This is a genomic window from Chitinivibrionia bacterium (genome assembly GCA_009779925.1).
GTDB lineage: Bacteria > Fibrobacterota > Chitinivibrionia > Chitinivibrionales > Chitinivibrionaceae > WRFX01.
The window spans coordinates 1-5,242 of sequence record WRAZ01000073.1 but is presented as its reverse complement, the minus strand read 5'-3'; the positions used below and the strand labels follow the sequence as shown (position 1 = coordinate 5,242).

7 protein-coding genes are annotated in these 5,242 nt (G+C 43.3%); 5 read left to right on the top strand and 2 right to left on the bottom strand.

The annotated features are described in order from the left end of the window. A partial coding sequence (yihA, locus tag FWE23_11220) for a ribosome biogenesis GTP-binding protein YihA/YsxC (GenBank protein ID MCL2845996.1) occupies positions 1 to 510 on the top strand: 510 nt, incomplete at its 5' end. A gap of 51 nt (positions 511 to 561) precedes the next feature. On the opposite strand, the gene FWE23_11215 is transcribed toward yihA, so the two are convergent. Then, positions 562 to 1,449, bottom strand: coding sequence for a hypothetical protein (locus FWE23_11215; GenBank protein MCL2845995.1), 888 nt, complete (start codon positions 1,447 to 1,449; stop codon positions 562 to 564). Between the two features lie 14 nt (positions 1,450 to 1,463). Further along, the gene (locus FWE23_11210; GenBank protein ID MCL2845994.1) at positions 1,464 to 2,078 is read right to left on the bottom strand and encodes a hypothetical protein; all 615 of its coding nucleotides are present in this window, start codon (positions 2,076 to 2,078) and stop codon (positions 1,464 to 1,466) included. Between the two features lie 330 nt (positions 2,079 to 2,408). Between FWE23_11210 and FWE23_11205 the strand changes: the two genes are divergently transcribed. From FWE23_11205 to FWE23_11190, 4 genes are read left to right on the top strand one after another with little or no spacing between them, the layout of a single operon-like run. Then, the gene (locus FWE23_11205; protein MCL2845993.1) at positions 2,409 to 2,615 is read left to right on the top strand and encodes a hypothetical protein; all 207 of its coding nucleotides are present in this window, start codon (positions 2,409 to 2,411) and stop codon (positions 2,613 to 2,615) included. Continuing rightward, a complete protein-coding gene (locus tag FWE23_11200) occupies positions 2,612 to 2,767 on the top strand; it encodes a hypothetical protein (protein ID MCL2845992.1) in 156 nt (51 codons plus the stop codon). Before FWE23_11205 ends, FWE23_11200 begins: the two co-directional genes overlap by 4 nt. 17 nt (positions 2,768 to 2,784) lie before the next feature. After that, entirely contained in the window at positions 2,785 to 3,777 is a 993-nt protein-coding gene (locus FWE23_11195) for a tRNA-dihydrouridine synthase family protein (protein MCL2845991.1), read from the top strand. Between the two features lie 21 nt (positions 3,778 to 3,798). Next, positions 3,799 to 5,169, top strand: a complete 1,371-nt coding sequence (locus tag FWE23_11190) for an efflux RND transporter periplasmic adaptor subunit (protein MCL2845990.1) — start codon at positions 3,799 to 3,801, stop codon at positions 5,167 to 5,169. The last annotated feature ends 73 nt before the right edge of the window (positions 5,170 to 5,242 follow it).

Here is a 5,242-nt window from a genome sequence, read left to right as displayed (position 1 = left end):
CTTTTGGGGCGTTCCAATGTCGGAAAATCGTCTTTTCTTAATTTAATCTTCGGCGAAAGGGCGCTTGCCAAGGTGTCGCAGACTCCCGGTAAAACTCAACTTATGAATTTTTTTTCGCTTAACGCCAATCTTTCCTTTGTGGATTTGCCGGGCTATGGTTATGCAAAAGTGAGCAAAACGCAATTGGCGGGCTTGTCGAAAATAATTATGGATTATTGCAAAAACCGCGAAAATTTATCGGGTATAATCTGGCTTTTGGATTACCGTCGCGAGCGCGGTACAGACGCCGATAAAGAAGCGGCAGAGTTTTTATCTAAATTACCAATTCCGATTTTTGTAGTCCTAACCAAAAGCGACAAACTAACCAAAAACGAAAAGGCAAAAAACCTTAAATCAATAAAGCAAATATATCAACTTACAGACGAAATTCCCGTAGTTTCGACAAGTACGCAGGAAAAAGACAGCAAATGGAATTTCTGGGAAAAGTTCGCTGTTTGGGTTGGGGCGTGAGGTTGTAGTAGCAGGGGTTTTGGGCGACCATCAAGATCGCCCAAATATATATCAAAACTTAAAACTAATTGCCAAACCACCCGATTTCGATTGTGAGTCAACGTATGGCATTAACATGAAATCAGAATTTGGAGCAAATGCTCGTCTGTTGTCATTTGAACGGCTTTTTGCTGTAAAACCATCTATAATATTCCAACCATAAAAAGCGAGCGCAGAAAACATAACTACGTTGCGCCCTGCTTTCGCTCTGCGAAGCTCGTCTTCGGCGTATTCTACTCTATCACGGCTTATGTTCCAAGTCGGGTTTTGTTGTTGCCTTCTCCAATATTCTGTTAATTCTCTGCTTAGGTCATCTCTACGCAAGCCTACGGCTGTTCCTGTCGGTATAATGGCTATTGATAAAGCCGAAATACTGATGATAGAAAATACACCTTTGGCTTTATCGCCCTTGTAAATCTGCGCCATACCGGGAACAAGCGGCTTGAAACCTAATCCTCTTCGTTCGGCAGTATGCAATCTGTCGAAATATTCACGAGGAATTGGTGGCAGTGTATATGCAGGACTTCGGGCGATATGCACTAATTGCCAATAATCATATCCGCCGTCTTTGCGCCTTTGATGGAATTCACATACCAAATCGTATTTGATTTCCAATGTATTATTAGATTGCAAATTTTCATTTCGCACTTGCACGTGTTCGCCTGTAATAACGCTTCGTCTCCGAAATACTTCCTGCCTTGCTTGTTCGCGCGCTTCGGTAATAGTTCGTCCTCTGCCGTAAATTACGCGAAAATAAGATACGTTAGTTTCTGGCGGAAGATGTCTGCCGTTTGTCCATACGGGTCTTTGTCCGATAGCGTCGGGACACTGCGCCATTATAGGTGATAACGGCGCGAGCGACAGCAATAAGAAAAAGAAAACAATTAAATTTTTTAGCATAATTCTACTCCTTTTCAATTTCCTCTTGCTTCTCTGACTGCCGCTAATGATCTTTCACGGAAATTTGCTCTTTGGAGTGCAATACGCTCTCTTTCCGAATTAGAAACTTTGTTTTCAATCATATCGACCATTTGGTTAGCCATATCTACCTTGCTAATTCTAATGCCGATAAAACAGCTGACGTGTCCTCTTTCATCAACAGAGGAAAATTTAGGACCGCAAACTGTAAATGTATTGTTTACAATTAAGTCCATTATTTGTCTTCCGTCGGCTTCCAAGTCCATATCCGCGTCTGAGCCTTGATTGTTTCCTGTTATCCTGTTGTAATCTTCAACCATTCCCTCGTAAGCGTGTTGCATTTTTTGACGAATCATATTTTGAGCATTAGTTAGTGCAGCACGTTGCAATACATCCATACGTGCACGGGAGCCGTTTGCTATACCTGTTGCTGCAAACCATTCGTTGCAATCGTGTATGGTACACGGCGCTTCAAAAACTGCCCCAAACGGACTTTGTTCGCCTCTTTGCGCTTGAGCAGGCGCAGTTGAAGCGCCTCTGTTTCCGCATCCCATAAACACCGTCATCGCGCTTGCCACTGCAAGCATTACGAAACCTCTTTTTAACTGCATAGATTTTCCTTTCATTTAAGTTGCAGTTTTGGCAAAACAGCAAAGGCTGTTCCGCCGAAATCATAATTCTGCGACAAAAAATGAACTTACATACTTTAAATTTAAGTGATAAAAAGAGGCAGAACAACCTATTTGATAGGCAATTATGCATATCACTTAAAATATAAAAATATATGAAGAACAGAGGTTATGACTCCATTAATCATTTTTTGTCGCACGGGTAAAATAATATATTGTTGCGGCGGCGGTGGGAAGTTTTTTGAAAAATTGTGTTTTTTGTCAGTGGCAAATGATATTTTAATGTATAAATGTTTGTTAAAAGGGGTTTTTATGAAAATTATAGCAAAGCAAAAAATAGGAAGTATGGACAGGAATTTTTGGCGCAGGTTAAAAATGGCAGACCGTATTCAAACTATGAATATATTTAACGGTATGAGAGAAGAGGCGGTCGGCAGAGGTTTATTGAGCGATAAAGAAATCGAAAAAGAAATATCTATAGCGCGTTCAAACATAAAAAAGCAGAAGGAATTAGTTTGATAGCAGTTGTTATAGATACCAATGTTTTGGTGTCTGCTTTTTGGAAACCCGATAGTAATCCTGCGACAGTTGTAGGTTTAATGCTACATCCGAAAGATGATAAAGTAATAACACCTGCAAGTTTTTTGTCAATATATCCTATTTTGAAATGAGCAAGGAACGCCTTATAATGGAACTAATCCTCGCACCGCTTCACGGAATTACCAACGCGACTTTTCGCAGGGTTTATCATAAACATTTTCCGTATTTTGATTGGGCGATTGCGCCGTTTGTATCGCCCTCGGCGGCGCAAAGTATCGGCAAAGGGCTTTTAAGCGATTTATTGCCTGTCGAAAATGAAAATTCTATACAGATAATACCGCAAGTTCTTTTGAACAAAGCAGATGTTTTGTATCCGTTTTTGGATAAGATTTATGATTTTGGCTACAGAAAAATCAATGTAAATATGGGCTGTCCTGCAACAGTTGTCGTTAAGAAAAACAAGGGAGCGGCACTGCTCGAAAGAGCCGATTTGATTGACGACATATTGGGTGCGATTGCCGCCGACAAACGCTTTGAAATATCCGTGAAAGTGCGCCTCGGAATGACGGACAAAAGACGAATATATGAAGTTTTGCCGCTTATAGTAAAGCACGAAGTCGATGAACTGATAATCCATCCGAGAACTGCCGATATGCAATACACTGGAGAAGCAAATGTTGAAGCATTTGAGGAGATTGCAGAAAAAATTTCGAGCAATGCTGTAAGTGTAATATACAACGGCGATATCTTTTCTTTAGCGAAATTCAATAATTTGTCGGCTCGTTTCGGAGATAAAATCAAATCCGTTATGATTGGCAGGGGAGCGCTGGTAAATCCGCTTTTGACGGGGCTTATAAAAGGCGAGGACTTTGCAAATCCTACACAGAAAATTTACGATTATCTTAATGATTTATGCTCGCAATACAAATCGCAATATTACGGCGAAAATCCCGTTTTAGGCAAAATGAAAGAACTTTGGACATATTTGCGGTTTTCGTTTGACGACAGCGAAAAATACGTTAAAAAAATCCTGAAATCACAATCTCTTTATTCTTATGAAAAGCACTGCGAAGAATTGTTCGCAAATTCCACGTTTGACTGTAACAAAAACATTCTCGGCAATATCCAAACTGACGAGTGATAAACAAAAGTAAGGATTGATATGAAAATCAAAAGGGTTGTTATAATTGCATCTGTTGCGGTTTTGGCGGTGGCAGGCGCGGTGATTTTTTTTAACAGAAGGGCGCCACAAATTCGTTTTGAAACGGAAGCGGTCTTTATCGGCGACATTCGCAACACTATAACCGCAACGGGCAGGGTGCAACCGCTTGAACAGGTGGAAGTCAGCACGCAGGTTTCAGGGATTATCGATACTATTATGGTAGATTTTAATGACAAAGTCAGCGCAAATCAGATAATTGCGATTTTGGACAGAAGCGTTTTGCAGTTGCAGGTTGCCCAAAGCGACGCGTCTCTTTCTTCGGCGCAGAGCGAATTTGATTTCCGGAAGTCGCTTTTTGAGAGGGCAAACGTAATGCGTGAGCGAAATATGATTTCCGCCGACGATTACGAGCAGGTAAAATTTAATTTTCAGCGCGCCGAAAATTCGTTGCGAATCGCTCGGATTGACAACAATAGGGCAAGGACAAATTTGGGGTTTGCTACAATTCGCTCGCCTATCGACGGGGTTGTTCTTTCGCGCTCGGTGGAAAGAGGGCAGACTATTGCCGCCTCGCTCAATGCTCCCGCGCTTTTTACAATCGCCCGCGATTTAACGCGAATGCAGGTTTTGGCAGACATTGACGAAGCCGACATCGGACAAATTCGCGAGGGAATGAGAGTGCGTTTTACCGTTGACGCTTGGATGGACAGCGCATTTTTCGGAGAAGTTCAGTCAATTCGCATACAGCCGAACACTGCAAGCGGCGCAGTAAGTTATACTACCGTAATAACCGCCGATAATTCAAACGGACTTTTGCTTCCGGGAATGACGGCAACCGTCGAAATAATAACGAGCGGCGTTGAAAACGTATTGGTAATTCCCGCAAGAGCGCTTAGATACAGACCGTCAAACGCGACAGCGGCAAGAAGTTTGCAAGGAGCGCAACAAGGCGCGCAGGCACGACAGGAGCAAGGTGAACAACGCCAAACTCAAGAGCGGGAGCAGGGGCAAAACAGAGAACGAAGCGGCTCGCAAAACAGAGAACGCGGCGAACGTAGCGGCGAGCGCGGAAACAGGCAAGGCGGACAGCGAAATAATCGACAACAGGGAGGCGCCGCTCAAACAAGAGAGGCAACTGTTTGGGTGCTTGAAAACGGAGCGCCGACCGAAAGACTGATACAAACAGGCGAGCGTTCGGGCACGCAGATAGAAGTTCGCTCAGGGCTTGAAGTCGGCGACCAAGTGATAGTTATCGAAGTAAGCGGCACTGCGGCAACAAGAAACACAACCGCGCGAAATCCGCTTCAGCAGGGCGGTGGCGCCAACGCTCCGAGAGGAATGACGAGCGCGGGCGGAGGCGGCAGACGATGACAAAAAACGTGTGTATGGAAGTCCAAAATTTAACGCGTGAATTTCGTCTTTCACAAGAGGTTGTTCGCGCATT

Bases quoted from the DNA above. Each gene is read 5' to 3' on its own strand.
- FWE23_11215 (MCL2845995.1), bottom strand. From the start codon at position 1,449: ATGCTAAAAAATTTAATTGTTTTCTTTTTCTTATTGCTGTCGCTCGCG.
- FWE23_11210 (MCL2845994.1), bottom strand. From the start codon at position 2,078: ATGCAGTTAAAAAGAGGTTTCGTAATGCTTGCAGTGGCAAGCGCGATG.
- FWE23_11205 (MCL2845993.1), top strand. From the start codon at position 2,409: ATGAAAATTATAGCAAAGCAAAAAATAGGAAGTATGGACAGGAATTTT.
- FWE23_11195 (MCL2845991.1), top strand. From the start codon at position 2,785: ATGGAACTAATCCTCGCACCGCTTCACGGAATTACCAACGCGACTTTT.
- FWE23_11190 (MCL2845990.1), top strand. From the start codon at position 3,799: ATGAAAATCAAAAGGGTTGTTATAATTGCATCTGTTGCGGTTTTGGCG.